Origin of the sequence: Oscillibacter sp. (assembly GCF_040505565.1) — a bacterium.
Classification (GTDB): Bacteria; Bacillota; Clostridia; order Oscillospirales; family Oscillospiraceae; genus Oscillibacter.
In genome coordinates, this window is sequence record NZ_JBEUWZ010000006.1 from 111,395 (window position 1) to 137,994 (window position 26,600).

Here is a 26,600-nt window from a genome sequence, read left to right on the forward strand (position 1 = left end):
GAGCATGGTTCTATTCCCTTGCGATTTCCATGCGGTGGCTGTACACGCTGACGACCTGAATGGTTCCGTCCTCTTCCTGATAGCGCACCCAGTAGGTGACTTCACCAACCCGCAGACTGGCGGAATAGCAGGCGCTTTCGGGATTGAAGAACCGCTCCCCCGTTTTTTGAGCATGGGAGATGACCTGCTCCACATCCTCCAGAAGAATATACCGTTTCTCCATACTCTCCCAAACTTCGGGAGGAATTACCAGCCCCAGCGGATTCCCATGTTTTTGTTCCATGCCCAATTCCTCCCCCCACAATTCGCGCAGGAGCCTGCGCTTGAGCTCCGCCCTGTTTTGTTGCCGCTGGGAGAGGTTCGGCATTTTCCGGCTCCCGGCACGCTCCAGGTCCTCGGCAAAAATCAGGTCCAAAATGTGATAGGTTCTCTTCCCCCCGCTGACAAACAAATCTTTGCACATGGCGCAGTATACCAGCAGATCGTCCCCGCTCTCACCAATCCGGTCCTGTATAAAATCCTCCGCCTGTTCCCGGTTGGCATAATAGACCAGACCGCCGTATCCGCAGCACTTTGTCTTATTCCGGGAGTAATTCAGTTCGTCGATCTCATAGCCCAGTTTCCGGGCAATTTTCCGAATGCTGGACTGGAGCTGCTCATTGTATCGTGAGGTACAGGCGTCGTGAATGTTCAAAGCCTGTCCCGCACCGTCAGCCGCACAATCCGGTAAACCGTACCGATCCATGATCTCCCAAAGGGAAATCACCGGAATTTCCGGCAAATAATTCTGAAAGACCTGACCGCAGCTGGAGCAGGCCAGAATGAACGTGGGGCGCTCCATGGTTTCCCATGCGCTCTTCAGCCGCTCCACATTTTCCCGCATCAGATCCTGCCGCCCCGCCCAGTCTGCGGGCGCGCCGCAGCAGCCCAGCATCAGCCCCACGCCCTCTTTCACATGGGAGAGCAGGTAGCGGTAAGACGCCTCCACGGACTCCGGCGCGGATGCGGAGAGCTGGCATCCCGGGTAAAACAGATACTGTGCCGGTTTTCCTTCTTTTTCCGCCCCGGACTGCGGGGGGGATTTCACCATGAAAAGGCGGTTGCTGTTGCTGAACTGCATATCCCGCAGGGCAAAATCGTGGGCAGAGGGCGGCATCTTTCCCTTTTCCACCATACTTTTTCTGGTCTCGTACACCATGTCGCGCAGATGAACGTCATAGGGACACTGCTCGTCGCACAGTCCGCACAGGGTGCAGGAATTAATCATTTTGTTGGCGTAATGAGTGCCCATAATGACACTCTCGTTGGTCCCAATCTGCCGGGCATAGGCCTTGGGCGCAATCTTAAAGCTCTTCAGATGGCTGCAGCACTTCACGCATTGAACGCATCGGCAGTGCAGACACCGCCGGGCCTCCTCCGCGGCGGCATCCCTCCCGTAGCCGTCGGGAGGGCAGGAAATCGGCTTCTCCGGCTTCGCGTCCTCCAAATTGAAGTGCAGCGGTGTTTCAAACGTGCCCTCGCGTTCACGGGCGGCGGTCATGGACACTTTTTTCAAAAACCGCTCGATAGAAACAGCCGCCCGCTTTCCGGTGCTCACCGAACCAATCACGGACGCCGTTTGAGATACCAGAGTGCCGCCTGCAAACAACGAATCCCGCACCTGAAACGTCAGCGGATCTGCCTCAAGCTCTTTCTCCCATGTGCCCGTGCCGAGATAAACGGCGTCAAACTGTTTCAAAAGCGCAGATAATCCGTCTGGATCAATTTTCTGATGGTAATGTACGGTGATCCCCCGTTTTTCAAAGGCCCGCAGTTCTTCTTCAATCTCCTCCGGGTCAAGCCGGCCGCCCGCAAAGTCCCAAAGCCGGCCGCCCAGACGCGGCGACTGTTCATAGACGGTAACCTGCGCTCCTTTTTTGTCCAGCTCCACGGCTGCGGTCATGCCGCGGAGTCCACCGCCAACAACCGCTACCTTGCCAAGGGTTTTGGGGACGGAAAGCGACTTCTTCGGCGGCGCATATCCGTATTCCACCGTCGCTCTTTCCAATTCGGAGATGTTCAGTGCGCAGTCCATCTTCTCCCGCACGCAGGCAGCGTGGCAGGGATGATCGCAGATTCTGCCGATCAGTCTTGGAAACGGCATTCTCTTTTCCAGAATCTGATAGGCCTTTTGAAAATTGCCCGCGCCGACCGCGTCAAGGAGCGCCGAGACATCCACATGGATGGGACACGTTGCCGCGCAAGCCGGCGGCTCGTCATGGATGCACTTTTCCCCGTTCTCCAGCAGCTTTTGTAAATCCATAATTACCTCCAGTGGGCAAAACCGGATAAACCCGGTTTTGCCCACCTGTCGATCAATGTGAGACGCTTTGTAACCCTTGTCTGATCTTCTCCGGATAAGCGGGCAGCTTTGTAATACGAACACCGCACGCGTTGTAAACCGCGTTGATAATGGCCGCGTGGGGAGCAGAAAGCGGCATCTCGCCCGCTCCGGCCATACCGAACGGCCCGTTGGGTCTCCTGGTCTCCTGATGGATGAGAACCATACCGTCCGGGACATCCCTGACCTGCGGAATTCCGCAGCCGGTGAGAGTTGTATGCTTTTTCAAATCCTCGAAATCCTCGGACAGCGCCAGACCTATGCCCTGTGCCAGTCCGCCCAACAGCTGGCCGTCCAGAACCGTTTGATTCATGACGGGGCCGCAGTCGGAGACCAGCGTCAGCTTGTCCACTTTGGCCTTTCCGCTGGTCATATTGACCGATACCTCGGCCAAAAGTACGCCGTACATATAAGCGGGGAACGGATTCCCCTGTCCGGTTTCCACACTGCACTCCTTGCAGGGGGCCGTCCATTTTCCGGGGTACTTGACAGGAAGGTTCTCCGCGGCGGCCTCTTCGTACGTGCGGAAAGTTCCGTCCTCCTTCTTCAGGGCCGCCATCATGTTTTCGCAGGCCACCCGGATGGCATTGCCCGTCAAAACATTGGAACGGCTTCCGCCGGCAGGGCCGCTGTTGGGGGTAAACTCCATGTCGTTCATCACCAGTTTGATCTGCTCAGGCCGGATGTGCATGGGTTTGAGGGATTCGTGGGCGATTGTCAGCGCGCCCATATCGGCGCCCTGTCCATGGTCTTCCCAGGAACAGCCGACGGTGACTCCGGTTTTCGTGAGCTCCGCCCAGGCTTCGGAGGAATCAGCGCCGTCCAGCCCCGAACCGTAGGTGAGGAGCGAAATGCCAACCCCATACTTCGTGTCGCTGCCCTCGGCATTCTTTGCCGCGGCATTCTCCTTTGCCTGCCGGTAAAGCGGCCGCAGCTTGTCCAGCGCCTGCGGATACGCAATCACATCCGGATGGCAGCCGGTTGGGGTGGTATCCCCTTCCCGATATACATTCAGATAACGAAATTCCAGCGGATCCATACCCATCTTTTCGGCAAGTTCATCTACCAGCACCTCAGAGGGGAACATGCTCTGGGGAGATCCATAGCCCCGGAACGCTGCAGCCCACGCGTGGTTGGTCGCAACCGTTCGGCCCTCGCCGCGGATGTTTGGAATCATATAGCCCGCACCGATAAACTGACTGCCCCGCATCGTCACCAGATCGCCGAACTCGCAGTACGGGCCATGATCCACCGTCCAGTCGGATTTCATGGCGACAAGCTTTCCGTCTTGATCGGCGCCCAGCTTCAGATTGACAAAAAACGGCGCCCGTTTTCCGGTGTAAGTGATCTGCTGGAACATATTAAATTGGAGATAAACCGGCTTTTTTGTAACCAACGCCGCCACGCCCAGCAGCCCCTCCATGGTGGGACTGAATTTATAGCCGAACGTACCGCCGGTGGGGTTTTGCACAATAATCAGTTTATCCAGCGGAATGCCGATGCCTTCCGCCACCATCAGCGCGTGCAGATGAATCCCCACGCTCTTGGTGTGGACAATCAGCTTTCCTTCTTCATTCAGGTATGCAAAACCGACGTCCGGTTCCAGTGGAAGGTGGGGCTGGCGCTGCACATAGAAGTCGTCCTCAACTACATACGGCAGGTTTTCAAGCAGCGGGTCAACCTCTTCTCCCTTTACAATGTGCGTTTCAAAATAAACGTTGGGCGTTCCCGGATGAATCTCGATGGCGTCCTCCGCCATGGCCGCGGGTGCGCTCATATAAGCCGGCAGTTCCTCGATCTCGACTTTGACCTTTTTGGCAGCCTCTTCCGCAATGGATGGAAGATAGGCCAGCACCATGGCAATGGCGTCGCCAAACTGAAAAATCTTCTTGTCGTTCAGGATCGGCCGCTCCTTGCCGCTGCCTTTATTGGAAGGAAATGCCAAGCCGTTGATCCGGTTGGTGCCGGGAACATCCTTGTAGGTGAGAACTCTGTAAACGCCCGGTACCTTTTCGGCCTCCGACGTATCAATGGACAGGATGTTGGCATGGGATACCTGGGCCTGGACCAATTTGATATGCAGCGTACCCTCGGGGAGGTGCAGCCCCAGGTCCGCGCCAAACTCCCATTTTCCCGTTACCTTGGCAAGGGCCGATGGGCGGGGCATACTGGAGCCCAGCATGGTGTCGCCGTTTTTCAGCTTTGGCCACAGCTCCTCCTTGGTCACTTCGCCGCGCATCATTCTGGCCGCGTCCATAACCGCGTCCACCAAGGGCTGATAGCCGGTGCAGCGGCAGACATTCCGATTCTTTTGGAACCAGTCTCGGACCTCTTCTCTGGAAGGATTCACATTCGCGTCAAGCAGTGCCTTGGCGGAGACAATAAATCCCGGCGTACAAAAACCGCACTGCGCCGCGCCGTGGATCATCCACGACAGCTGCAGCGGATGGAGACTCTCCTTGGTCCCCACTCCTTCAATGGTAATGATCTGCGCCTCATCCGGCACCCTTCTCATTTTCACAATGCAGGATCTGACCACTTTTCCGTCCAGAATGACGGTACATGCTCCGCATTCGCCTTTTCCACATCCGACTTTTGTCCCGGTAAGAAGCAATCGTTCCCTTAATACGCTAGCTAGAGTTGCGTCGGGATCTACTACTAAGCGGGTTTCATTTCCATTGACAAACACTGTTTTCTTAAGCATTGGATAGCCCTCCTTGAATAGCACTCCATGAATTGTTTATAGCTAGCTTCTTATTAACAAGCTACAAAGTGCTCTTAAATTTCAACTGTATTATTGGACATTTTGGGAAAATTAATGCAGCTGAAAAAGTAATACGGCTTTCTCCATCATTACCGACTACGCCAAGGATGAGACGCAAAAAAGCGCTATGGTGAGATCGCGGACTATCGGAATCCGGGCGGGAAGAGCGGCGACGCCTGCACCGGTTCCAATCCCCGCCAGCCCAGCCAGGAGGAGATGGTGGAGCTGCTAAAGTGCTGCTATTACGATTCAGACGTTGATTTTTGATAAAAACGCAGGGCCGCCGTCTTTTAAAACGGCGGCCCTATCAGGAAATTTGGGGAAATCACATGGAATTGATCATTAAAAAAACGACAATTAGGATTGAAACAATTTCAAAAGGATGGGACCCCTTCGCTATGCGAGGGGGTCCCATCCTTTATTCCATAATGAACCTGGGCATTGCTTCGTGTATCAGCGCCTTACGCCTTTTTCCGGCGTGCCATCGCGGCCAGCACCAGCAGCATCATAGCCACGCCCAGCGGCAGTGCCAACCACGTCGGAAGTCCGACTGCGGCAAAAATACCCGCCGCAATGTAGGCAATACAGCTCACCGCCGCCGCCGTCATGGCGTAGGGCAGCTGCGTGGTCACATGGCTCACATGGTCGCACTGTGCACCGGCGGAAGCCATGATGGTGGTATCAGAAATGGGAGAACAGTGATCGCCGCAAACCGCGCCCGCCATGCAGGCGGAAACACACACGATGCTCAGCGGATTTCCGCTCTCCAGCGGGAATACGCTCAGTACAATTGGGATCAGAATGCCGAAGGTACCCCAGGATGTGCCGGTGGCAAAGGACAGGAAGCAGCCGATCACGAATATGATGGCGGGCAGGAACAGCTGGAATCCGGCGGCGGAACTCTTGACCACGGCGGCGACAAATTCCCCCGCGCCCAAAGAATCGGTCATGGCCTTCAGGCTCCAGGCAAAGGTCAGAATCATGATAGCGGGGACCATGGCCTTGAACCCCTCCGGGATGCAGTCCATCATCTCCTTGAACTTCATTCGGCGGCGAAGCAGGTAGAACACCACCGTGAACACCAGTCCAAACGCGCTGCCCAGCAGCAAACCCACGGAGGCGTCAGACCCGGAAAAGGCATCCACAAAGCTGGCTCCGGAGAAGAAGCCGCCGGAATAGATCATACCGATTACGCAGCAAATTACCAGCACCAAGATGGGCGCCACCAGATCCAGCACCGTTCCGTTTTCAGCGGCGGCACTCTCGTCCGCCCCGGCATAGGGATTCTTGCCGGAGAACAGATCGCCCTCGATTGCGTTGGCCTCGTGAACAGCCATGGGGCCAAAGTCCGCTTTCATCACCACCAGCCCCACCATCATCACGATGGTCAGCAGTGCGTAGTAATTATAGGGAATAGCCCGGATAAACAGCGCCAGACCCGACCCATCATCCACGAATCCGCTGACGGCGGCAGCCCAAGAGGAAATCGGCGCGATGATGCACACAGGCGCGGCGGTGGCGTCGATCAGATAGGCCAGCTTTGCCCGGGAGACCTGATGGCTGTCCGTCACGGGACGCATCACGCTGCCCACGGTGAGGCAGTTAAAATAGTCGTCAATAAAAATCAGAATCCCCAGTACAATGGTGGCCAACTGCGCACCCGCCCGGGTCTTGATGTTTTTCTGGGCCCAGCGCCCAAAAGCGGCGGAGCCGCCCGCCCGGTTCATGAGACACACCATGGCCCCCAGAATCACCAGAAATGCCAGAATACCCACGTTGTAACTGTTCGCCAGAACTGAGACAATTCCGTCCTGAAACACATGGGTAATCGTTCCCTCAAACGCAAAGCCGGACCACAGCAGCCCTCCGGTGAGAATACCGAGAAAAAGCGAGGAGTAGACCTCCTTGGTAATCAGCGCCAGCGCGATGGCCACCACCGGCGGAAGCAGGGACCAGAATGTCTCGTAAAACCTGGGATCCGCCCCGGTTCCCTCTTCGGCGGCAAAGGCCGGAACTGCCAGCAGAACCAGCAGCACAGCGACCAGCCCCACCGCTGTCCGCGCACGGCGCGTTTTGTTTTTCATGGGTTTTCCTCCAAAAAAATGAAGTCATGACATTGCGTCATGACTTCATACATTCGGCCTGTACGAATCACGACAGCGCTCCGCCCCGTGGGGCGACAGTCCGGCGGATATTCTCCGTCGGCCCGGCTCCGTCTCCCGTCAGGCCACGGAAAACGAAACCTCGGCGGCAGTCCCTTTCCCGTTTTCCCCCGTTAGGCCCGCTGTTGGAAAAACGCTACTTTTGGCTGCCGCGCCTCTATCATGCAGTAAGTTTGATTATAGCAAACTATCTATAAATGTCAACCGTTTCAGCCTTAAATTCGATAATCCGCCCAATTTCCACATCTTTCTTCCGTTCAAGGAAGCAGCTCTCCGATTCGTGACTCCCCGTACACAGGGATGCCTTCGGACTCCAGCAGCGCAGCTGTCACGCCGTCCCCGGCCGTGAGGCCATGGGAAAAGGTCCCGTCATGAATGACTCCTCTTCCGCAGGAGGGGCTGCGCTCCTTCAGCACCGCCGCTTCGCATCCGTACAGCCGCGCCAAATCCAGCGCGGCCGTGGCACCCCGCTGGAATTCAGCGGTCACATCCGCGCCGTCCACTGTATAAACGCCCTCGCCCCGGCGCTCCGCCGGCGGACGGGGCGTGTGGAGTCCGCCCATCTGCTCCGGGCAGACGGGAATACAGGTATGTTTCTGCAAAAGCTCCTCAATTTCGGGACAGCGCTTCGATCCGCCGTCATACCGGCACGGAACGCCCAAAAGACAAGCGGAAACCAAAATCCTCATCTTCCTCACTTCCCCTTTCGACGCTCTTCGATGACTCGCCTCTCTTTTTGAAGCTCGGCAAACAGCGCGATGCCGTCCCACTCCTGATTCCAGGCGGTTAGCACCGCCTTATAGCATTCCGGGCCAATCCCGGCCTGCCGCAGGGCGGGCAGAAGGTCATCCATCTGGCTGTCCATATCGCAAAAGACCATCATCTTCCCACCCAGCTTTCCGGAGAACACACCCTCCCGGGCCGGGCGGGTCTTTCGACCCACCAGCGCACCGATGGGGGTACGCCAGCCGTCGTGCCAGACGGGCTTCACCTCCGCCTGAAACGGTCCGGCGGCGGCCTTTACCGCCAGAATGTCGTTCAATTCCTCAAAGCCATAGAGTAAAATCGTTCCCATCTTCTATTCCCCTTTCCAGCGCTCAGAATTTAAAAGGCTTCCCATTCAGCGCGGCCCCCGCCAGCGTCTCTCCCTCGTAGCGCAGCTTCAGGGAGAAAAAGGGCGCGTTGGACTCCAGCAAGTCCAGGAAAATATGGTCACCCTTCCACAGCGGCAGCTTCCGCAGCTCCCGTTTGCCGATCCACTGGAGGTCCCCCTCGTTGCAGACGATCTGTTCTCCCGTCCACCGGTCCGCGGTGAAAAGATGCATATACTCGCCCTCCCATGTGTCGGAGAGGAATGTGACAAGGCCCCGATAGCGCCAGTTCGTCAGCGTCAGGCCGGTCTCCTCCTTTGCCTCCCGCAGAACGCACTCCTCCGGTGTCTCGCCCTCCAGAAACTTTCCGCCCACGCCAATCCATTTGTCGTGGTTCAGGTCATTTTTCTTCTTCACGCGGTGGAGCATCAAGTATTGATCTCCCCGCTCCAAATAGCATAATGTGGTGTTTAACACAGCAGGTTCCTCCATGAGTGCTTTTTTCTCATTATAACCGATTTTGCGCAGATGGCAAGACACAGCCGCGGGTTGCGGAACGGAGACCCGCCGCCGTCAGGCAGCGCTCACCCTTCCTCAACCCGCGGCTAATTTCCCCGTGGCCGCGCTTCGCGGACTCAGCTCTTTTTCCGATAGAAGCAGTTGCCCACCAGCATAAACACGGCGTAAATTGCCAGATAGTAGAAGACCTTCACACCGTATCCGGCAAAGGCTGCATACACCATAAATACACAGCCGCACAGCGCCAGCATCGGCATTACAAACCGCTTGAAGCCGTTCAGCTCCCGTTCCTTGCGCATAAACTGGACAAACATGATAATATACATGCCGTACAGCGTGATGATGGGCAGCTCCGAGGAATCGAAGCAGAACGGGCCGAACCACCCTGCGGTCAAATTCGCGCCATAGAAATACAGCAGCCAGAACGCCGCGAACGCCAGGGAGAGAATTGCGGAGTTATTGGGCATATTGGTCACCGGATCCACCTGGCGGAACATCTCTGGTTTGGGTCCCTCGCCTCTGGCCGCCAGAGCGTAGAAGCTGCGGCAGTTGGAGAGCATCAGCCCGTTGAGTGTCCCCAGGCAGGAAATCACGATCATCACGAATACCACGGTGCCCGCAGCCCCGCCAAATACCCGCTGGAAGGCCATCTTCGCGGCGGCTTCGCCGCTGGCCATCAGCTCTTCGGTGGTCACCGCGCCGTTCAGCCCTATATAGTATAGGATGTAAGTGGCCACCACAATGAAAGACCCAAGCACCAATGCACGGGGCAGATTCTTTTTGGCGTCCTTCAGCTCTGCGTTGATGGAAGTGGCCAGAATCCAGCCCTCATAGGCAAAGGCCACCGCCACCATAGACTTCATCAACCCAGTTCCGGCGGAGACCGTACCGGCGGAGATCGTGGCAAAGTTCTGCGCCATCTGGCCGTTGCTGAGACCCACAACGGTGCCCACCACCGCCATCAGCAGCAGCGGTATCATTTTGATAACCGTGGTGGAAATCTGGAATTTTCCCGCAATACGGGGGGACAGAGCGTTCAAAGCGTAGTCCACGCACAGAAAGAAGCAGGCCAGCACCAGGCAAGAGCCGCCGGTGATGTCCCAGCCCATCAGCACGGAAAAATACCGCGCGGACACCCAGGCCAGCACGCTGGTCAGCGCCGGCGTATAAATCGTTGCCATGAACCACCCAATCAGGTAGGCGTACCGGTTTCCCACCGTGGCCTCCGCGTAGTCCACCAGACCGTTGACCTTCTCATACCGCGTCGCCATCGTGGCAAACACATAGGAGCAGACGATCATGATCGCGCCCACGATCAGCCACGCCAAAATACCCAGCGGCATATTGCCGCCAGTTTGTACCAGCACCGCCTCTGCCTTGAAGAACACACCGGAGCCGATAACGATACCCACCACCATACAAATGGCCGTGGGAAGTCCATACTTTTTTTCCAATCCGTTTTCCATGTTTTCCCCTCACTCACTTACTTTAAAGCGTTGTATTCTTGCACAATACGATTTATACAGCATAGCAGATCTCTGTGCATTTCGCAAGATGCTTTTTAATTCTTTTTCCTGGGTCATAGCTCTGGCAGAAGAGCTGCGCGTCATGCCGCACCGGAAAACCGGCGGTACAACGGACCTCCGTAGCTGAGCAAAAAAGCGGCCCCAAAAGGGGCCGCTTTCATCTGTCTGGTTCAGTTCATCTGCCGCCGGCGGCTCAAGTTCTGGGTGCCGTCCTGCATATTGTTCAGCTCATCCAGGCTCTTGCCGGTGCCCAGCGCCACGCAGGAGATGGCATCCTCCGCCACCACCGTGTGGATACCCGTCCGGGCCGCCACAAGCTTGTCAAAGCCGGATACCAGACTGCCGCCGCCGGTCATGACGATGCCGTTGGTGGAAATATCCGCCACCAACTCAGGGGGCGTCCGCTCCAGCACGGAGTGGATGGCCTCCATGATGCGCTCTACCGGCTCTTCAAAGGCATCCATCATCTCCGTGGAGCTGACCGTGATGATCTTGGGAAGACCCGTCAGCAGACACCGGCCCTTCACATCCAGCGTCTCCTCCTCGTCCTTGGGGAATACGCAGCCGATCTTGATCTTCATGTCCTCGGCGGTCCGTTCGCCCACCAGCAAATTGTGCTTGCGGCGCATATACTTCACCACAGCCTCGTTCAGCTGGTCGCCCGCCACCTTGATCGAGGCGGACTCCACCACGCCGCTCAGGGAGATTACCGCGATGTCGGCGGTACCGCCGCCGATGTCCACCACCATGTGGCCGTCGGGCTTGGCAATGTCAATCCCCGCGCCGATGGCCGCGGCCACCGGTTCCTCAATCAGGTATACCTTCCGGGCGCCGGCCTGAATACCCGCGTCGATGACGGCACGCTCCTCCACTTCCGTGATGCCGGAGGGAATGCAGATGATGACTCTGGGCTTGAAGAAGGAGAAGCCGGCTACCTTCCGGATAAACTCCCGGAGCATCCGCTCCGTCATGTCATAGTCGGAAATGACCCCCTCCCGCAGGGGACGGATCGCAATGATGTTGCCGGGGGTACGGCCCAGCATCGCCTGAGCGTCCGCTCCCACCTGAAGCAGTTTCCCGGTGTTTTTATCCAGCGCCACCACGCTGGGCTCGTTGAGAACGATTCCCTTTCCCTTGACGTATACCAGAACGGAAGCGGTACCAAGATCGATACCGATATCTTTTGCCATGGACATATCCTCCACCTCATGCTCTTTCTTCAGTATTTTCTGCCGGTTTCTTCAAAATTATGAGAAGCGGTTTTCACCGCGCACAGTCATACGGATATATTATACCGACGGCGTTAACGGAATGCAAGCACATTCTCCGAAAATGAAAAATTTAATGCTCTTGCGCCACGCACGGAGTCTCCCGCTCCGAACGGGTCCGTGCCACCGCGGCACAGACCACCCGTTCCGCTCCGCCGCTTCTCAGCGTACGGACGCACTCCGACAGCGTGGAACCGGTGGTGCAGATGTCGTCGATCAGCAAAATCCGACGCCCCGCCACCTGTGCTCCCGGCGCAATTTGGTACATACCCAGTACGTTGGCCCTGCGCGCTGCGGCGTCGGCAAGGCCCGACTGGGCCGGGTTATCCCCTATTTTCACCAAAAGCCGCTCCGGCGCGGTGTTCCACAAACGGCAGGCAGATTCCGCCAGAAGACTCGCCTGGTCGTAGCCTCGTTTTTTCAGCCGCTTCGGCCCAACCGGCACCCAGGTCACCGCGTCGAACTCCCCGGAAAACCGCTCCGCCGCGCACTGGGCCAACAGCTCGCCCAGCGGTTGCGCCAAATGATCCGCGCCGTAGAATTTCAAGCGCAGCAAAGCGTCCCGCGCCGTACCCTCATAGATAAGCGGCGCGGCGCAGAAAAGCCCGTCCGCCCCTGTGTAAAGTCCCTCTTCCTCTTTTGTCCAGGGCAGGGATTTTTCACAGGCCTCGCAGATTGCCGCCCCGTCCACGACGCGGCGGCAGAAGGGGCATTTCGGTGGAAACAGCAGGTCCAAAACTACCCCGAAAACGTTCATTTTGCCCGCCGCCTCCGGGGATAGGGCGCCGCCTCGTCCGTAAGGCTCACCAGATAATCCAAGCTGACGCCGTAATACTCCGCCAGCTGAACCGCCAGCCGCAGCGGCAGTTCCCTCTCTCCCCGCTCGTACTTGGAATAGAGCGACTGGTCACACAGCAGGTATTGTGCCACCTTACTCTGGGACAGGTCGTTGTCTTCCCGTAAATCCCGAATTTTTAAATCCACATCTATCACCAATGCAATTTTACAGTTTGGACAAATAGTACTATTCTATTTTGGACCATTTGTCCTAATATATTTGTGCGGGCAACCGGTGTATTTTGGTGTCACCAGGCGGGAGCAATTGCTCCCGCGGAGCGCGGCTAGCCCATCACATAGCGAACCGCCAGAAGTGCCAGCACCCCCGATATCCCCGCTTGAACGGCCTTGCCCAAAAGACAGTTTCGGGTTGAAAGCCCGCTGTCCGCCAACACCGCCAGTGTTTGGCACAGCACCGAGGCTCCGCCCCAGCCTGAAAGAACCGATGCCAGAATGAACCCGGCGTGCCCGCCGGGCAGCAGCGGAATCACGGAGAACAGCTCCAAAGCCCCCACCGCAGCCGCCCCGGCTATGCCGGGAAGCCTCTGCAGGGGCCGCGCCAACACGTAAAACACTGTAACAAACGCGCAGATGTTTAAAACCGACTCCAGCGCCCGACGCACCGACCCTACTACGGCCGCAGAAAACGGTACGGCCCGCGCGGTAAACCTTGGCCGGGGCTGGGCGCGTCGGGCGGCCCCGCCTCGAAACAAAATTCCCGTCAGCAGGGCGGACAACACATGGATGAGCCACAGCCAGATGCCCACCCGGACGCTGCCGAACACTCCCGCACCCAAAACGCTGATGAGGAAAGCGGGGTTGGCCGTGTTGCAAAACGCCAGCAGCCGCTCCGCCTCCACCTCGCTGACCAGATTTTCGCGGTACAGCTCCGCCGCGGTCCTCGCCCCGATGGGGTAGCCCCCTACCAGGCCCAGGATCAGCGCCGTAGCTCCCGCGCCGTCCACCCGGAACAGCGGCCACATCAGAAATTCCAGTCTGGGCGCCAGAACCTCTCCAACGCCCAGCGAAACCAGCAGGGAGCTGGCGGCGAGGAAGAGAAACTGGGAGGGAATCACTGTCCCGGCACACAGACTCAGCGCCTCGCTCACACTCTGCCGCACTCCCTCCGCATCTGCCAGCATCGCCGCCAGCCCTAGCGCCGCCAACAGACACAGGATCGTTCTCTTCTTCACCCAACCGCCCCCTCGGGACACCCTATGCGCCCGCGCGGGCGGTCATGCCTGCGGGATAGGCGGAAAAGTGCGCCCTTCAGGCAAGTTTTCCCACCTGCCCTCATACAGTTGAGCGAGGTGAGACGATGGAAAAACGTAAGCGGCGGGATACGCCGCTGACGGAGCTGGCGGAGCTGTTTGATCTCCCCGGCGACGTGGTGGCGGGGCTGTGCCATCTGGAGATGATCGGCGACAGGCGGCTGTTTCTGGAGCATCACAGCGGCATTTTATCTTACAGTGACCATTCAATCGACGTAAACACCCCCGGCGGCATCCTGCGGGTTACGGGCCGGAATTTGACGTTGGAGGCCATAACGGGGGAAGAACTGCGGATCGGCGGCATGGTGGACAAAGTGGAATGGGTGAGGTCAGATGCTTGAGAGTCTTGTAAACCATCTGCGGGGACAGGTGCGTCTGCGGGTGGAGAGCGCCTTTCCGGAACGGATACTGAATCTCTGCGCCCAGCGAAAACTGGAGCTGTGGGACGTTCGGTGGGAGAGCGCCACTGTGTTTTCCTGCGTCCTCACCCGGCGGGATTTTCGCATTCTTCGGCTTCTGACCAGGAAGCTGGACTGCACGCTCCACGTGCAAAAGCGGGAGGGCGCGCCCTTTTTGGTCGGAAAGCTCCGGAGGCGGCAGGCGTTGGCGGTCTGCCTGATCGTCTGCGCTCTGGGGCTGTTTTTCAGTTCCTTTTTCATCTGGGACATCACGGTGGACGGCGCGGTAACGGTGCCTGAGGAGGAAATTCTGCGGGCTCTGGAAAAAAACGGCGTGGGCTTTGGCACCTTTGGTTTTTCCATTGACAGCGAGGATCTGCGCAATCACATCCTTTTGGACATTCCTGAGCTGAGCTGGCTGACGGTGAACGTCTCCGGCTGCCGGGCCTATGTCCAGGTACGGGAGCGGGTCATGGCGCCGGAGTTGGTAAACCGCCGCGCTCCGTGCAACGTGACGGCCCGGCGGGACGGACTGGTTTTGAAGGTCCACGCCTTTCTCGGAAAAAAATGCGTTCTTCCCGGCGACACCGTGGAAAAGGATCAGATTTTGATTTCCGGGATTGAGGATCTGGACACCTTCGGCGCACGAATCACCACGGCGGCGGGCTCCATCACCGCCCGGACCTGGTATCGGCTGAATGCCGACTTTCCCCTGACGGTTCAGGAAAAAAGCGGTGAAACCAAGGCGGAACAGCGCTGGTCGCTGATCTTTGGAAAACGAAGGATAAAATTCTATGGAAGCAGTAGCTATTTCGGGGCAATCTATGATAAAATGGTCAAAAGACAGCGTTTGGAGGTCTTCGGTCTGCCACTCCCCGTCACCCTGGAGACGGAGACCTACCTTCCCTGCCAGCTGACCGCCCGCACCCGCACCGCTGCGGAGGCGGAGGCCGCGGGCAAGGCGGCTCTCACCGCCTACCTGACCTCTTTGATGGGCGAGAGCGGCGAGATCCGGTCCACCCTCGTCTCATCCCGGCAGCAGGGAGACATTCTGCGCGTCACGCTGACGGCGGAGTGCGTGGAGGAGATCGGGCAGACGACGCCCCTTGAGGCAGAGGCGGGCTGACCGTCCTTTCGAGATTCCTTATGCAAAGCGGCGCCCGCGCAGACAGCGGGAAATTTCATCAGAATTCGGGCGGCGGGACGCGCCCCGCCGCCCGGCAAACAGGAGTGGTCACATTTTGGAACAGCGAATCAGCATCGAGCGATTGGAACAAGCGATAAATATTTTTGGGTCCTTCGATGAAAACATCCGTCTGGTGGAACAGGAATTTTCCGTGGCCGTGGTGAACCGGGACGGTGAACTGCGGGTGGAGGGTGAGCCGGAGGACGTCATGCTGGCCGTGAAGTCCGTACAGGGGCTTCTGACCCTGTCCTCCCGGGGCGAGGCCATTGGGGAGCAGAACGTGCGGTACGTCATCTCTCTGGTCCGGGCTGGCAAGGAAACGCAGATTGCGGAGCTGACCGGCGACGTGCTGTGCGTCACTGCCAAGGGCCGACCCGTGAAGCCCAAGACCATCGGACAGAAGCAGTATCTCAAATCGGTGCTGAAAAATACCGTCACCGTGGGCGTTGGCCCGGCGGGCACCGGCAAGACCTATCTGGCCGTGGCCGCCGCGGTGGCTGCCTTCCGGGACAAGCAGGTCAACCGCATCATCCTCACCCGTCCGGCCGTGGAAGCCGGGGAACGGCTGGGCTTTTTGCCCGGAGACCTGCAAAGCAAGGTTGACCCGTATCTCCGGCCCCTCTACGACGCGCTATTCGATATGCTGGGGGCGGAGACCTACCAGAAATATCTGGAGCGGGGAAACATTGAGGTAGCGCCTCTGGCCTATATGCGGGGCCGGACTCTGGATGACAGCTTCATCATTCTGGACGAGGCTCAGAACACCAGCCGGGAACAGATGAAGATGTTTCTCACCCGCCTTGGCTTCGGATCCAAGATCGTCATCACCGGCGATGTGACCCAGATCGACCTGCCCGCCGACAAGGCCTGCGGCCTGAAGGAGGCCATACGTGTCCTTCAGGACGTGGAGGGCATCGGCATCTGCCAGCTGACCAACGCGGATGTGGTGCGCCATGTCATGGTGCAGCGCATCGTGGAGGCTTATGAAAAAGACGAGCTGTCCCGGATGAAACACACCGGGGGAAAGGTGAAACGGTCATGAGAAAGAGCCACTATATCCCCGTCACCGCCGACGTGCCGGGGGCGTCCAACGAGCGAACCTGTTCCCTGCTCCGCAAGGCGATCAAGACCGCCCTCCGGCTGGAGGGCGTGACGCTTCCCTGCGAGGTGGACGTGCTGCTGACCGGGGACGCGGGCATTTGTCAGATTAACCGCGAACAGCGGGACGTTGACCGGCCCACCGACGTACTGAGCTTCCCGGAATTTGATTTCAAGCCCGGTCAGCCGCCCACGCCAGAAACCGCCGGGGACCTGCTGGACTCCACAGGACTCCTCGCTCTGGGGGATATGGTGATCTCCATGGAGCGGGCGGCCGCTCAGGCAAAGGAGTACGGACACTCGGGCCGCCGGGAGCTTGCGTATCTGGCAGTCCATTCCACGCTTCACCTGCTGGGGTACGACCATCTGGACGAGGGCCCGATGAAGGCGCAGATGCGCGCCCGTGAGGAAGCCGTGATGGAGGAACTGGGATTGGAAAGGTAGGCGGAAACCGTGGCCGGAAGTTTTATCGGTCTGTGGATTTTATATTTAATGGTGACCATTCTCGCATTTTTTGGCATGGGCGCAATGGGATTACAAGATGAAACGCTTTGGGAAATTCTGATTCAATCAGCCTTTTTCGCTGCGCTGACCTGTATGTATATCAAACAAAGAGACATCGAAAAAAAGCTGGACAGACTGCTGGAACAGCGGGAGCCGTCCGCGCCGGACAAACCGGACGCAAAAGCCCCGGAACAGCCGCAGGACTAACCGCCGCCGCCCCTATTGCATACACTGTTCTGAGGTGATCTTATGGAACTCATTCAGGATGGTGCCATTGCGTTTTTGTCCGCCGTGGGGCTGACGGCCTGCGTCTGGCTCATTGCCGGAGCTTTCCTCACGGGAAAGTGCCGCAATTCGGAAGTACGGCTCATCCTCCCCCTGCGGAACGACGCGCCCGGCTTGGAATCTGACCTGAGGGAGCTGCTGCGAACCCGACACACTCTGCCGCTTGCAAAAATTTTGCTGGTGGACTGTGGCATGACGGGCGAGGCACGGCAGACTGCGGAGTATTTCAGCCGCCGGTGGCGAAATGTGGAGCTGGTGGACGCAAAGGACATGAAGTTCGGCTAAAATCCCGCAATCACACAAAGAAAAGGAAGACAAAACGGCATGGACGAACTCTGCTGCCTGGACGGCACGGTACATAGTCTCATTTTTCAAAACGCCGAAAACGGCTATACCGTCCTGCGGCTGGTGACGGAGGAGGGAGAACTCCACACGGTGGTGGGATGCATTCCCTGCGTTGCCCCCGGCGAACACCTGACGGTGAACGGCGTGTGGGAGACCCATCCCCAGCATGGGGAGCAGTTAAAAGCTATGGAGCTGGAGCGGCGACTACCCGAGGATGCAGACGAGATCTTCAACTATCTCTCCTCCGGCGTGTGCAAGGGCGTGGGTCCCGCCACAGCCCGGGCCATCGTGGACCGCTTCGGTGAGCAGACGCTGGACGTGCTGGAACAGGAGCCGGGAAAACTGACCTGCCTGCGGGGCGTCACCGAAAAAAAAGCGCAGCAGATCGGAGAAAGCTTCCGCCAGCAGATGGGTCTGCGTCGGCTGATGGCGTTTTTGGCCCAATACGAGCTGCCCCCTGTTCTGGCGATTCTGCTGCGAACGCTATATGGCGACGCGGCGCTGGACGCGGTACGTTCCAACCCGTATCTGCTCTCCGCCGACGAATGCGGCATCCCCTTTTCGGCCACCGATGAGATCGCCATGAGTCTGGGCATTGCCGCCGACAGCGACGAACGGCTCCAGGCGGCGGTGATCTTCGAGTTGAACCACAACGAGAGCAACGGCCACGTGTTTCTCCCCCGCGACAAGCTGGTCTTCGCCACGGTGCAGCTTCTGAACTGCGGCCAAGATCTGGTGGAAAAGGCGCTGGATGATCTCTGCGTCCGGGGCGCAGTGGTGCAGGAGCAGGTAGCCAATGTGACCGCCTGTTACCTCCGCCGCCTGTGGGCGGCGGAGGTAAGCGCTGTCGCCCGGCTGCGGGCGCTTCTGTCTGTGGACGCGGATCAAGGGCGGCAGGTGGACAAGGTCATCGCGGAAATAGAAAAGGCGCAGGGAATCACCTACGCCGACCAGCAGCGCCAGGCCGTGGCGCTGGCGGCCCGGACCGGAGTCCTGATCTTAACCGGCGGCCCCGGCACCGGAAAGACCACCACCGTCCGGGGCATTGTGGCCCTGTTTCAGCGGATGGGACTGGACGTGATGCTGGCGGCTCCCACCGGCCGGGCGGCCAAGCGGATGAGCGAGCTGTGCGGCGGGCTGGAGGCCCAGACCATCCACCGGCTGCTGGGCGTCACCTGGAACGAAAACACACGGGAGACCGCCTTCTCCAAGTGCGAAAAGGAGCCTCTGGAAGCCGACGCGGTGATCGTGGATGAGATGAGCATGGTGGATGTGTCCCTGTTCGCCGCGCTGCTCCGCGCTCTGCGGCCCGGCACCCGGCTGGTACTGGTGGGGGACGCCGATCAGCTTCCCTCGGTGGGGGCGGGAAATGTTTTTTCCGACCTGATCCGCAGTAAAAATGTAGAGACCGTTTTTTTGCGGGAGGTCTTTCGCCAGGCGGAGCAATCCGCCATTATCCGCAATGCCCACGCGGTGAATCTGGGCCAGCCGCCCCGGTTCGTCAACGACCAGAACGACTTCTTCTTCATGTGTCGCCGCAGTGCGGACCGGGCGGTGAGCACCGTAGTGGAGCTGTGCACGACTCGTCTTCCGGAGAAGATGGGCGTTCCGGTGGACCAGATTCAGGTCCTCTCTCCCACGCGAAAGGGCGAGAGCGGCACGGAAAACCTGAACCGCCTGCTGCAGGCAGCGCTGAATCCCCCCGCTCCGGACAAGCACCAGCGCCAGTGGGGTGAAAAGGTGTTCCGGGAGGGAGACCGCATCATGCAAACCCGAAACGACTACGACGTGGTATGGGAACGATCGGACGGCGCCGTGGGCACTGGCATTTTCAACGGCGACGTGGGCTGCGTGGTGCAGATCGACCCCAGCGGCGAGTGGCTTCAGTTGAACTTTGACGACCGGATAGCCACCTATACCGCCGACCAGCTCTCCGAGATCGACCTGGCCTACGCAATGACGGTCCATAAGGCGCAGGGCAGTGAGTACCGGGCGGTGATTCTGGCGGCGATGCCCGCCGCTTCGGCGCTGATGGTCCGGGGTGTGCTGTATACCGCCCTGACCCGGGCCAGAGAACTTTTGATTGTGGTGGGAGACGACTCCGCTGTGTCCGCCATGGCGGAAAACGACCGCCGTCAGCGGCGGTATTCGGGTCTGAAGTGGCGGCTATGCAACGGCGCTTGAGGTTAGCAAAAATCACCATATTTTTTTGTGCTGACATTTGAAACGCGGGGCCTTTCCCAGTGGGAAAGGCCCCGCGTTTTTTAGTCTTGATTTACCGCTGGCCCTTGTCGTAGGGGATGCCCTCCGCCTTGGGTGCGCGGGACTTGCTGGACGTGAACGCCAGCACCACCAGTGAAATGATGTAGGGCAGCATATTGTACACGCCGCTGGGAAGGTTCAGCGCCACCAGGAAGTCAAAGCCGGTATAGACGTTGCTCAGCGCCCGGAACAACCCAAACAACAGCGCTGCAAGGGCAATGCGGGTGGGTCTCCACTGGCCGAAAATCATAACGGCCAGAGCCAGAAAACCGAAGCCGGCGGCGCCGGTCTCGAATTTCCATTCGCTGACGCCGGCGGTGATGTAAACGATACCGCCGAGGCCTCCCAGCATACCGGAAATCAATACGCCCGCATAGCGCATTTTATAGACGTTGATGCCCACGCTGTCCGCCGCCTGAGGATGCTCTCCGCAGGCCATGAGCCGCAGGCCGAAGCGGGTCTTATACAGCACCACATAGGCCAAAACCAGCATGATTACCGCCATCAGCATGAACCAGTTGAACTCGAAGCCGCCGATTCGGACGATGAAGGCCTTTTTGGCAGCTACATACTGAATGGTGGAGGACACGTTGTCGGGGCTTTCGGCGGTGTTGATAGCCTTGACGATGACAGTGGCCGCCGCGGTTCCCAGGAGGTTCATAGCGGTACCCACCAGAGTCTGGTCAGCCTTGAAGTTGATGCAGGCCACCGCCAGCAGCAGGGAGTAAAGCATTCCCATTAGAATGGCGCACAGCACCACCACCAGAATCATCTCCAGCGCCGGGGCGCCGGCGGGCAGATACTTCATGGCCAGCGCGCCGCCCAGGGAGCCCATGACCATGATGCCCTCCAGCCCCAGATTGATGACGCCGGAGTGCTCGGAAAAACAGCCGCCCAGAGCCACTAAGATCAGAACGGAGGCAAAAATCAAAGTGTACTGAATCAGAAGCAGCATTACTTCCGCCCCCCTTCTTCAGTCTTCGCGGCGCTGTCCGCGGCCAGTTTTTCCTTCTCCTTCAAGGACTCCCGTTCTTCTTTCCGGGCGATGCGGCTGTTCATGAAGTACTTGAAGAACAGCACAAAGCCGCACAGGTAGATGATGAGGGACGAAATCAGATCGGAGATCTGGGAACAGTACAAAGTCTTATCCACATAGGCGCCGCCGCTGGTGATGTGCTGGATAAAGTAGGAGGCGAAAACCGTGCCGATCGGGTTCAAGCCGCCCAGGAATGTAGCGGCAATGCCATTAAAGCCCATGGCCGGAACAGAGGATTGGGTGCACTGCCACTGCTCGTACCCGCTGAGGTACAAAAATGCGGCGCCGATTCCGGCCAGAGCGCCGCCGATGACCAGCGTCAGGATGATGTTTCGCTTTTCGTTCATGCCGCAGTAGCGGGCTGCGTCCTTATTGCAGCCGGTGGCCCGGAGCTCATAGCCGAATTTGGTCTTGCCCAGCACGATCCACACACCGATGGCCACCAACACCGAAAGCGGAATAGCGATGGTCACGTACTGATTGTTGGTAAACAGCTTCCCCATGCCCAAAGAGGGCAGCAGCGCGGTGGAATTGAAGCTGGCCACCACGTTGGTGTAGGGGCTGGTGGGCTCTTTCACCCCGTTCAGCAGCATGTTAACGGCGTACAGGGCGATCCAGTTCAGCATAATGCCGGAGATAACCTCGTTGACGTTGCAGTAGGATTTCAGCAGGCCGGACAGAGCGCCCAGCGCGGCGCCGGCCGCAGCAGCCAGAATCAGGCAGACCCACCACGGCATATGCCAAGCCAGAGCCGCATAAAGGCAGGCGCCCGCCCCGGCCACATACTGCCCGGCGGCGCCAATGTTGAACAGGCCCACCTTATAGGCAAACTGGATGGACAGGGCGCACATCAGCAGAGGCGCCGTCTTCACCAAAGTGCTGCCGAAATACTTCATGGCGGCCGGGCGGCTGGGATATGTAAAGAAGTTCTTCAAAACCGTGGAAATCGCGTCCCACGCACCGGTGGGATTGATAAAGAGAAGAACAATGTAGCCCAGCAGCAGGCCCAGCAGGATACAAAGCAGAGAGGCCAAAATGGACTGCACGGCGCCGTTTTTCAAAAGGCTGGTCTTTTCTCTTTTCATACCTGCTCCGCCTCCCTCTTCGCGCCGGCCATATAAAGACCCAGCTCCTGCACATTGGTTTTCTTTGGATCCAGCTCGCCCACAATCTCACCCTCGTACATGACCAGAATGCGATCCGATACGCTCATGACCTCGTCCAGCTCCAGTGAAACCAGCAGCACCGCTTTTCCGGTGTCCCGCTCGGCCACGATTTGCCTGTGGATATACTCAATCGCACCCACATCCAATCCGCGGGTGGGCTGCACCGCCACAAGCAGTTCCGGGTTCTTGTCGATCTCCCGGGCCACGATGGCCTTTTGCTGGTTGCCGCCGGACATACTCCGGGCGGCGGTGACGGGTCCCTGACCGGAGCGCACATCGTATTGCTCAATCAGGTGGTCGGCGTATTCCCGGATATTGCGGCGCTTGAGAAAGCCGCCCTTTCCGGTGAACTGCGGTTCAAAGTAACGCTGCAAAACCAGATTGTCCTCCAGCGAGAAGTCCAGCACCAGACCGTGCTTTTGCCGGTCCTCCGGAATGTGGCTCATTCCCATGACGGAGCGTCTGCGAATGCTGGATTTGGTGATGTCCTGCTCCTCCAGCAAAACGCGGCCCGACTCCAACGGTTCCAACCCGGTGAGGCCGTAGACCAGCTCGGTCTGGCCGTTGCCGTCGATGCCTGCGATGCAGACGATCTCCCCCGCCCGAACCTGAAAGGAGACGTTCTTCACGGCCTTGTTCTGGTGGAGCTTGGAGGCCACGGTCATATTCTCCACCTGAAGGATGACCTTGCCCGGCTCCACAGGCTTTTTGGTGACCTCGAACTGTACATCTCGGCCCACCATCATGTGACTCAGTTCCTCCCGGGAGGTATCCGCGATGCTGACGGTACCGATGTACCGGCCCTTGCGCAGGACGGAGCAACAGTCTGCAACCGCCATGATCTCGTTGAGCTTGTGGGAGATGAAGAGAATAGACTTTCCCTCCGCCGCCAGATTGCGCATAATCCCCATCAACTCATCAATCTCCTGCGGCGTCAGAACGGCGGTAGGTTCGTCGAAAATCAGGATCTCATTGTCGCGGTAGAGCATTTTCAGGATCTCGGTGCGCTGCTGCATACCCACGGTGATGTCCCGCACATAGGCGTCCGGGTCCACCATCAATCCGTATTTTTCTGACAGAGCCACCACCTTTTGCCTTGCCTCCGCCTTTTGCAGAAAGCCGTGCCTGCAGGGCTCCACGCCCATGATAATATTGTCCAGTACGGTGAAGCACTCCACCAGCTTGAAGTGCTGATGGACCATACCGATGCCCAAGGCGTTCGCGTCGTTGGGGTTCTTAATGGAAACCTCTTTTCCATTCATGCGGATGGTCCCCTCCTCCGGCTGGTACAGACCGAACAGGACACTCATCAGCGTAGATTTTCCCGCGCCGTTTTCCCCCAGCAGCGCGTGGATCTCTCCCTTTTTCAACTGCAGAGTAATATTGTCGTTGGCAATAATGCCCGGAAACCGCTTGGTAATGTTCAGCATTTCAACTGCGTATGTTTCCTCCAAGCTCCACGACCTCCTTTGTCCCTCAAATCGTCCGCTTCGCTCTGCGCATCCGAGGGGCAGAAGCAAAACTATAGGCTGATATTACATTATACTATAGCTGTCATCGTATTTCAAAGTTTTTTTAAATTTTTCGCCGCAGCGCGGCAAGACCGGGGGAGCAGGCCGCAGAGTGAAAAAGGAGGGCGGGCAAAAGCCCGTCCTCCTTGATGGGAAAGCGCTGAAATTACTTGATGTTCCCCTGGAAATTGACAGTGATATTGGTGGCGGAGGGCTGCTCGGCGGAAATGTCGTTGGAAACCTTCACGGTACCGTCGAACATCTTGCTCACCAGAGCCTTATAATCGTCCTGCTTGAAGCCGTCGCCCCACTGCGTGGTATCCATGGGGATCTGGACATAGTTCTGAGTGGGATCGTCACCGGACACCAGACCCAGGGTCTGAATCTGGCCCTTATAGGAATCCCAGTTGTTGTTGAGGATGATCTCGGTGAGCAGGGTGTTGACGGTAGCAGCCAGGCCCTTCATGGCGGAGGTAACCGTCATGCCCTTGCCGTACTGCCCGTCGATGATCGCGGACTGGTCCACGTCCACGCCGATGACCTTGCCGTTAACCTTGGCGGCTGCCTCGGCTGCGGAGGTATACACGCCGCCGCCGCAGGCAAAGACGCACTTCGTGCCGGCAGAATACCAGGTATCCATAGCGGCGGTGATGTCGGCGTCGCCCTTGAACTGGTTGGCGTAGGTGTAGTTCAAGGTGACTTTTGCTCCGGTCTCAGCGGCAGCAGCGTCGGCGCCCTGAACAAAGCCGTAGCCGTAGCGCATGACGGCGGGCACAGCCATGCCGCCCAGGAAGCCCAGCTGGGTGTAGCCCAGCTTCACAGCCGCGTAGCCGGCCATGTAGCCGCACAGCTCTTCCTGATAAACCGCGCAGTAGACGTTGTCGGAATTATAGTAGTCGGTGACTTTCCAGTTGGCGGGGTTATAATCGTACTTGTCGCCCAGAGCGGCGCCCAGAATATCGCCGGCGGCAACATCCAGAGCAACGAACTTCACTTCGGGATAGGTGGCGGCGGACTCAACAATGGTGCCGGCAAACGCATAGCCGGGCATCACGATGACGTTGTAGCCGTCTGCCACAGCCTTGTCCACCATGGCCACGCGGTCGGCGGTGGAGTCTCCGGCGGGCTTATAGTATGTAAAATTGACGGTGTTGCTCTCACAGAACTGCTTGCAGGCCTCATAGGTGGTCTGGTTAAAGGACTGGTCGGTAATATCGCCGTAATCGGTGATCATTGCCACGCGGTAATCGGATGCTGCCGCAGCGCTTCCGGAAGCGGACGCAGAACTGCTGCCGGAGGCGGCAGCTGAACTGCTGCCGCTGCCGCCGCAGGCGGCCAGAGACGCGGTCATGACCAATGCCAGCGCCAGTGCAAGAAACTTCTTCATTGGAATCAAACCTTCTTTCAAAATTTTGGCTCGGGAAAAACAAAAGGTCGCCCTTCCCAAGGCCATGGAAAATTATATCAATTTTTTATGAGAATTTCAACTGAATTTAAAATAGTTTTCTCTTTTGACACATTTTCGTGAAATTTTCGGTCATTTTTCCGACATTGCCACGGCGGTATCCAGAGCGATCTCCATCATCTGGGTAAAGCTGGTCTGCCGCGCCTCAGCGGGCAGGCCCTCGCCGGTGACGATGCTGTCGGACACGGTGCAGATGGTCAGCGCCCGCTTGCCCGCCTCCTGCGCGTTCCAATAAAGCGCCGCGGACTCCATCTCCACCGCCACCACGCCGTAGTCCGCCCATTTCATGGTATTCTCGGCCTTGTTGTAGAAGATGTCGCTGGAAAAAAAGCTGCCCACGACCCAGTTGGCCTCGGACTTCCGGGCCACATTTACCGCCGTCTCCAACAGCTCGTAATTCGCAACGGGGGCCAATACTCCGCCAAGGCCAAACTGGTGGGCAAAATTGGAATCCGTGCAGGCGGCCTGACCCAGAACCACATCCCGCAGCTTCAGCTTCTTTGAGACGGCTCCGGCGCTGCCCACGCGGATGATGTTATCCACGTCGTAAAAGTGGAACAGCTCATGGGAGTAGATGCCGATGCTGGGCATACCCATGCCGGAGGCCATGACGGACACCGGGGTGTCCTTGTAAAGGCCGGTATAGCCCTGAACGCCCCGGACGTTGTTCACAAGCTTTGCATCCTTCAGGAAGTTTTCCGCGATATACTTTGCCCGCAAGGGATCTCCGGGCATCAGGACCGTTTTTGCGAAATCGCCCTTCTCTGCGCTGTTATGGGGAGTGGACATAGTTACTTCCTCCTTGATTTTTGTTATTCTCACCTGTGGGGCTTTTCGTCCCGCGGTTTTCTCATTTTTTTGTCCGACGCTTACTTTTCCAGCGCCTTGACCGCCTTCACCACCCGGGAGGTACCCAGTCGGTCCGCGCCCAGATTGATAAAGTCCTCTGCATCCTTCAATCCGGCAATTCCACCCGCGGCTTTGATCTTCACGCCAGGACCCACATGGGCCTTAAACAGCGCCACATCCTCCCGGGTAGCTCCGCCGCCGCCAAAGCCGGTGGAGGTCTTGATAAAGTCCGCGCCGGAATCCGTGACGATCCCGCATAGCCTGATCTTTTCCGCATCGGTGAGGAAGCAGGTCTCAATGATGACCTTCAGGAGCTTTCCCTTACACGCGGCCTTCACCGCCTTGATCTCCTCAAGGATCTGATCCCACTTTGCGTCCTTCACCCAGCCCACGTTAATGACCATGTCGATTTCCTCCGCCCCGTTATCCACGGCATCGGACGCCTCGAAACATTTGGTCTTCGTGGTGGAATATCCGTTGGGAAAGCCGATAACGGTGCAGATGGTCAGCTTTCCCGCCACATACTCCGCCGCCTGGGCGACGTAGCCGGCCGGGATGCAAACGCTGGCGCAGCCATACTTCATCCCGTCGTCGCAAAGAGCTCTGATCTCGTCCCAGGTAGCCGTCTGGGCCAGCAGCGTGTGGTCGCATCTGGATAAAATGTCTTTCAGTTCCAT

The 26,600-nt window shown here is 58.2% G+C and carries 24 protein-coding genes and 1 riboswitch; of the genes, 7 read left to right on the plus strand and 17 right to left on the minus strand.

From position 1 onward, the window contains the following. Positions 1 to 10: 10 nt before the first annotated feature. From ABWQ15_RS02255 to ABWQ15_RS02305, 11 genes are all read right to left on the minus strand, one after another. The gene (locus tag ABWQ15_RS02255) at positions 11 to 2,302 is read right to left on the minus strand and encodes a pyridine nucleotide-disulfide oxidoreductase/dicluster-binding protein (protein WP_353907199.1); all 2,292 of its coding nucleotides are present in this window, start codon (positions 2,300 to 2,302) and stop codon (positions 11 to 13) included. Between the two features lie 52 nt (positions 2,303 to 2,354). Next, positions 2,355 to 5,084, minus strand: coding sequence for a molybdopterin-dependent aldehyde oxidoreductase (locus ABWQ15_RS02260; protein ID WP_353907200.1), 2,730 nt, complete (start codon positions 5,082 to 5,084; stop codon positions 2,355 to 2,357). A gap of 521 nt (positions 5,085 to 5,605) precedes the next feature. Beyond that, entirely contained in the window at positions 5,606 to 7,228 is a 1,623-nt protein-coding gene (locus ABWQ15_RS02265; RefSeq protein WP_353907201.1) for a Na+/H+ antiporter NhaC family protein, read from the minus strand. Positions 7,229 to 7,293: 65 nt separating this feature from the next. Next, a riboswitch (Lysine riboswitch) is annotated at positions 7,294 to 7,474 on the minus strand. 89 nt (positions 7,475 to 7,563) lie between these two features. Beyond that, a complete protein-coding gene (locus ABWQ15_RS02270) occupies positions 7,564 to 7,995 on the minus strand; it encodes a 2-thiouracil desulfurase family protein (RefSeq protein WP_353907202.1) in 432 nt (143 codons plus the stop codon). A 5-nt stretch (positions 7,996 to 8,000) separates the two neighbouring features. Further along, on the minus strand, positions 8,001 to 8,381 hold the full coding sequence (locus ABWQ15_RS02275; protein WP_353907203.1) for a DUF3783 domain-containing protein: 381 nt from the start codon (positions 8,379 to 8,381) through the stop codon (positions 8,001 to 8,003). 22 nt (positions 8,382 to 8,403) lie between these two features. Beyond that, positions 8,404 to 8,889: an NUDIX hydrolase gene (locus ABWQ15_RS02280; protein ID WP_353907204.1), complete on the minus strand. Its 486-nt coding sequence runs from the start codon at positions 8,887 to 8,889 to the stop codon at positions 8,404 to 8,406. A 143-nt stretch (positions 8,890 to 9,032) separates the two neighbouring features. Further along, on the minus strand, positions 9,033 to 10,382 hold the full coding sequence (locus ABWQ15_RS02285) for an APC family permease (protein WP_353907205.1): 1,350 nt from the start codon (positions 10,380 to 10,382) through the stop codon (positions 9,033 to 9,035). A gap of 230 nt (positions 10,383 to 10,612) precedes the next feature. Next, a complete protein-coding gene (locus tag ABWQ15_RS02290) occupies positions 10,613 to 11,638 on the minus strand; it encodes a rod shape-determining protein (RefSeq protein ID WP_353907206.1) in 1,026 nt (341 codons plus the stop codon). 145 nt (positions 11,639 to 11,783) lie between these two features. After that, positions 11,784 to 12,467, minus strand: a complete 684-nt coding sequence (locus ABWQ15_RS02295) for a ComF family protein (RefSeq protein ID WP_353907207.1) — start codon at positions 12,465 to 12,467, stop codon at positions 11,784 to 11,786. Beyond that, the gene (locus tag ABWQ15_RS02300) at positions 12,464 to 12,694 is read right to left on the minus strand and encodes a helix-turn-helix domain-containing protein (RefSeq protein WP_353907208.1); all 231 of its coding nucleotides are present in this window, start codon (positions 12,692 to 12,694) and stop codon (positions 12,464 to 12,466) included. The genes ABWQ15_RS02295 and ABWQ15_RS02300 overlap by 4 nt, the downstream gene beginning before the upstream one ends. A 137-nt stretch (positions 12,695 to 12,831) precedes the next feature. Next, complete coding sequence (locus ABWQ15_RS02305) at positions 12,832 to 13,740, minus strand: nucleoside recognition domain-containing protein (RefSeq protein ID WP_353907209.1); 909 nt, start codon at positions 13,738 to 13,740, stop codon at positions 12,832 to 12,834. A gap of 125 nt (positions 13,741 to 13,865) precedes the next feature. Between ABWQ15_RS02305 and ABWQ15_RS02310 the strand changes: the two genes are divergently transcribed. The 7 genes from ABWQ15_RS02310 to recD2 all read left to right on the plus strand — a co-directional run bounded on the left by ABWQ15_RS02310 (position 13,866) and on the right by recD2 (position 19,818). Then, positions 13,866 to 14,159: a YabP/YqfC family sporulation protein gene (locus ABWQ15_RS02310; RefSeq protein WP_353907210.1), complete on the plus strand. Its 294-nt coding sequence runs from the start codon at positions 13,866 to 13,868 to the stop codon at positions 14,157 to 14,159. Then, positions 14,152 to 15,342 (plus strand): sporulation protein YqfD, encoded by a 1,191-nt coding sequence (gene yqfD, locus ABWQ15_RS02315; RefSeq protein ID WP_353907211.1) that lies wholly within the window; start codon positions 14,152 to 14,154, stop codon positions 15,340 to 15,342. The genes ABWQ15_RS02310 and yqfD overlap by 8 nt, the downstream gene beginning before the upstream one ends. Positions 15,343 to 15,454: 112 nt before the next feature. Then, complete coding sequence (locus tag ABWQ15_RS02320) at positions 15,455 to 16,444, plus strand: PhoH family protein (protein WP_353907307.1); 990 nt, start codon at positions 15,455 to 15,457, stop codon at positions 16,442 to 16,444. Next, positions 16,441 to 16,944 carry an rRNA maturation RNase YbeY gene (ybeY, locus tag ABWQ15_RS02325; RefSeq protein ID WP_353907212.1) on the plus strand — a complete coding sequence of 168 codons (504 nt, stop codon included), beginning with the start codon at positions 16,441 to 16,443 and terminating at the stop codon, positions 16,942 to 16,944. Before ABWQ15_RS02320 ends, ybeY begins: the two co-directional genes overlap by 4 nt. Before the next feature lie 9 nt (positions 16,945 to 16,953). Beyond that, positions 16,954 to 17,211, plus strand: a complete 258-nt coding sequence (locus tag ABWQ15_RS02330) for a hypothetical protein (protein WP_353907213.1) — start codon at positions 16,954 to 16,956, stop codon at positions 17,209 to 17,211. 42 nt (positions 17,212 to 17,253) lie between these two features. Further along, a complete protein-coding gene (locus tag ABWQ15_RS02335) occupies positions 17,254 to 17,574 on the plus strand; it encodes a hypothetical protein (protein ID WP_353907214.1) in 321 nt (106 codons plus the stop codon). A 39-nt stretch (positions 17,575 to 17,613) separates the two neighbouring features. Further along, positions 17,614 to 19,818 carry an SF1B family DNA helicase RecD2 gene (recD2, locus tag ABWQ15_RS02340; protein ID WP_353907215.1) on the plus strand — a complete coding sequence of 735 codons (2,205 nt, stop codon included), beginning with the start codon at positions 17,614 to 17,616 and terminating at the stop codon, positions 19,816 to 19,818. 91 nt (positions 19,819 to 19,909) lie between these two features. On the opposite strand, the gene ABWQ15_RS02345 is transcribed toward recD2, so the two are convergent. From ABWQ15_RS02345 to deoC, 6 genes are all read right to left on the minus strand, one after another. Beyond that, complete coding sequence (locus ABWQ15_RS02345) at positions 19,910 to 20,851, minus strand: ABC transporter permease (RefSeq protein ID WP_353907216.1); 942 nt, start codon at positions 20,849 to 20,851, stop codon at positions 19,910 to 19,912. Beyond that, entirely contained in the window at positions 20,851 to 22,017 is a 1,167-nt protein-coding gene (locus ABWQ15_RS02350) for an ABC transporter permease (protein WP_353907217.1), read from the minus strand. The genes ABWQ15_RS02345 and ABWQ15_RS02350 overlap by 1 nt, the downstream gene beginning before the upstream one ends. Then, positions 22,014 to 23,528 (minus strand): ABC transporter ATP-binding protein, encoded by a 1,515-nt coding sequence (locus ABWQ15_RS02355; RefSeq protein WP_353907308.1) that lies wholly within the window; start codon positions 23,526 to 23,528, stop codon positions 22,014 to 22,016. Before ABWQ15_RS02355 ends, ABWQ15_RS02350 begins: the two co-directional genes overlap by 4 nt. A 247-nt stretch (positions 23,529 to 23,775) precedes the next feature. Continuing rightward, positions 23,776 to 24,996, minus strand: coding sequence for a BMP family lipoprotein (locus ABWQ15_RS02360; RefSeq protein ID WP_353907218.1), 1,221 nt, complete (start codon positions 24,994 to 24,996; stop codon positions 23,776 to 23,778). 150 nt (positions 24,997 to 25,146) lie between these two features. Continuing rightward, positions 25,147 to 25,863, minus strand: a complete 717-nt coding sequence (deoD, locus tag ABWQ15_RS02365; RefSeq protein ID WP_353907219.1) for a purine-nucleoside phosphorylase — start codon at positions 25,861 to 25,863, stop codon at positions 25,147 to 25,149. 80 nt (positions 25,864 to 25,943) lie between these two features. Next, complete coding sequence (deoC, locus tag ABWQ15_RS02370; protein ID WP_353907220.1) at positions 25,944 to 26,600, minus strand: deoxyribose-phosphate aldolase; 657 nt, start codon at positions 26,598 to 26,600, stop codon at positions 25,944 to 25,946.

Bases quoted from the DNA above. Each gene is read 5' to 3' on its own strand.
- ABWQ15_RS02350 (WP_353907217.1), bottom strand. From the start codon at position 22,017: ATGAAAAGAGAAAAGACCAGCCTTTTGAAAAACGGCGCCGTGCAGTCC.
- ABWQ15_RS02275 (WP_353907203.1), bottom strand. From the start codon at position 8,381: ATGGGAACGATTTTACTCTATGGCTTTGAGGAATTGAACGACATTCTG.
- ABWQ15_RS02270 (WP_353907202.1), bottom strand. From the start codon at position 7,995: ATGAGGATTTTGGTTTCCGCTTGTCTTTTGGGCGTTCCGTGCCGGTAT.
- ABWQ15_RS02310 (WP_353907210.1), top strand. From the start codon at position 13,866: ATGGAAAAACGTAAGCGGCGGGATACGCCGCTGACGGAGCTGGCGGAG.
- ABWQ15_RS02335 (WP_353907214.1), top strand. From the start codon at position 17,254: ATGGAACTCATTCAGGATGGTGCCATTGCGTTTTTGTCCGCCGTGGGG.
- deoD (WP_353907219.1), bottom strand. From the start codon at position 25,863: ATGTCCACTCCCCATAACAGCGCAGAGAAGGGCGATTTCGCAAAAACG.
- ABWQ15_RS02355 (WP_353907308.1), bottom strand. From the start codon at position 23,528: ATGCTGAACATTACCAAGCGGTTTCCGGGCATTATTGCCAACGACAAT.
- ABWQ15_RS02295 (WP_353907207.1), bottom strand. From the start codon at position 12,467: ATGAACGTTTTCGGGGTAGTTTTGGACCTGCTGTTTCCACCGAAATGC.
- ABWQ15_RS02260 (WP_353907200.1), bottom strand. From the start codon at position 5,084: ATGCTTAAGAAAACAGTGTTTGTCAATGGAAATGAAACCCGCTTAGTA.
- yqfD (WP_353907211.1), top strand. From the start codon at position 14,152: ATGCTTGAGAGTCTTGTAAACCATCTGCGGGGACAGGTGCGTCTGCGG.
- ABWQ15_RS02265 (WP_353907201.1), bottom strand. From the start codon at position 7,228: ATGAAAAACAAAACGCGCCGTGCGCGGACAGCGGTGGGGCTGGTCGCT.
- ABWQ15_RS02280 (WP_353907204.1), bottom strand. From the start codon at position 8,889: ATGGAGGAACCTGCTGTGTTAAACACCACATTATGCTATTTGGAGCGG.
- deoC (WP_353907220.1), bottom strand. From the start codon at position 26,600: ATGGAACTGAAAGACATTTTATCCAGATGCGACCACACGCTGCTGGCC.
- ABWQ15_RS02285 (WP_353907205.1), bottom strand. From the start codon at position 10,382: ATGGAAAACGGATTGGAAAAAAAGTATGGACTTCCCACGGCCATTTGT.
- ybeY (WP_353907212.1), top strand. From the start codon at position 16,441: ATGAGAAAGAGCCACTATATCCCCGTCACCGCCGACGTGCCGGGGGCG.
- ABWQ15_RS02290 (WP_353907206.1), bottom strand. From the start codon at position 11,638: ATGTCCATGGCAAAAGATATCGGTATCGATCTTGGTACCGCTTCCGTT.
- ABWQ15_RS02360 (WP_353907218.1), bottom strand. From the start codon at position 24,996: ATGAAGAAGTTTCTTGCACTGGCGCTGGCATTGGTCATGACCGCGTCT.
- ABWQ15_RS02255 (WP_353907199.1), bottom strand. From the start codon at position 2,302: ATGGATTTACAAAAGCTGCTGGAGAACGGGGAAAAGTGCATCCATGAC.
- recD2 (WP_353907215.1), top strand. From the start codon at position 17,614: ATGGACGAACTCTGCTGCCTGGACGGCACGGTACATAGTCTCATTTTT.
- ABWQ15_RS02345 (WP_353907216.1), bottom strand. From the start codon at position 20,851: ATGCTGCTTCTGATTCAGTACACTTTGATTTTTGCCTCCGTTCTGATC.